Source organism: Neobacillus sp. NRS-1170, from assembly GCF_050468025.1.
Genome location: NZ_JBITPF010000143.1, coordinates 1 through 1,383, shown reverse-complemented (window position 1 = coordinate 1,383; position 1,383 = coordinate 1). Strand labels below are relative to the sequence as shown.

The window sequence follows — 1,383 nt, the reverse complement described above, 5'->3', positions numbered from 1 at the left end:
CGCTTTCTTTATTGAGGGAGTTTAGTTCAAGAAGGTATTCATACCAATTACCTAGAATAAGATTAGATAAAACAAGTAATTTTGGTACATTTTTAAACGCGAACTCTAAAAAAGTGGAGAGGGGTTTTTAAATGTTAGTTGTTTTGTCAATCGGTTTATTACTATTTTGTTTTTGCCTTTTTGAAGCATTTGTGAATATTTATGTGAATGGTGATACCTTTATGTATAGTTTGATTTGTATGCATCCGTTTTACCTTGCATGTTCAATTTCATTCATTTCGTTTTACCTGATAAAAAAATTTTGTGGGCATTTGGTCAATACAAAGACAAAGTGGTTTTTCATTTCTTGCTTTTCGTTTATCCTTTCTGTTGTTTTTGGCATCATTTCCTACCATCAGTTTTTTGATATGTTGAATCGTGGTGAATTTCATGTCGTCTATGTCGATAAAATATCAGACATTGATTTTTATGAGGATTTCGGTTGGTTATTTGGGTATGATAGCGTTATTTTTAATTTAAGCGTCTTTTTCGTTTTTTTTTCAATTCTTTTGTTTCTGCTTGAAAATATCGCAAGCATCTTTAATCGTTTGAAAAGGAAAGGAAAATAAGAGTGAACCAATAATAGTATGCAGTACAGGGAAGAAGTTCTACGGAGTAAACCATATCTGCAGAGATAAATAAAGAGAGGTTAATATGCCTGCAATTCCTAGCACGAATGATGTAAAAAGCCGCACTTATAGTAACGGGTTCAAGAGTTAAAGATCGGGATGGCTGCGGCTATCCCTTTTCTTATTCAGCTATAGGAGCAGGTTAGTTTAACAAGGATTTGATAAAATAAAATTAAAACTTAGGATTTGGAGGGAAAAATGTGGACTTTGGTGAACTTTGTTCTGAGGAGTTGGAGAAGTTAACTGGAGGTCATTTCCTAAATGGGGATTTGTACTTTTCCCTTGAAGATATTAAAATTCTTCCTAAAATAACAGAGAATTTAAACTGCATTGATGATCTAGTGATAAGTCCGTTTCATCTTACTGAGGGTTCAACTATGGAGGCATATTGGTGTATTCTCTCAATTAAGATTGTTGATGCTGTTCAAGATAAAAATATAGTGCTGCTTAATGAGACGGGAAAAAGCACTTTAGCAGAAATTGAAGAGCAGTACATTAAACTATGGGATAATACTTATTATGAAATTCTTAAAGATGACTTAAGTGGACTTATAAAAAGTTTAAAACGGTACATTTCTTTTATGGAAAATCTTGAAGTGTCCTTGCGAAAAGAATATGATATGCCTGATAAAAAATGGCAGGGAATTTATTATCAAATTTATTAAGCTATCCTTATTCAAGTAACGGGTGCTTATGTTGTGCGAAATGTTTCTGG

General features: G+C 32.7%; 2 protein-coding genes. Both read left to right on the top strand.

All coding sequences use genetic code 11. The annotated features are described in order from the left end of the window. Window positions 1-131 precede the first annotated feature (131 nt). Window positions 132-608, top strand: a complete 477-nt coding sequence (locus ACIFOT_RS32545) for a hypothetical protein (RefSeq protein ID WP_430073166.1) — start codon at window positions 132-134, stop codon at window positions 606-608. A gap of 260 nt (window positions 609-868) precedes the next feature. Next, complete coding sequence (locus ACIFOT_RS32540) at window positions 869-1,333, top strand: hypothetical protein (RefSeq protein WP_430073163.1); 465 nt, start codon at window positions 869-871, stop codon at window positions 1,331-1,333. Window positions 1,334-1,383 lie beyond the last annotated feature (50 nt).

What these genes read in the sequence shown, in the direction of transcription:
- ACIFOT_RS32545 (WP_430073166.1), top strand. Translation starts at nt 132, where the DNA reads ATGTTAGTTGTTTTGTCAATCGGTTTATTACTATTTTGTTTTTGCCTT.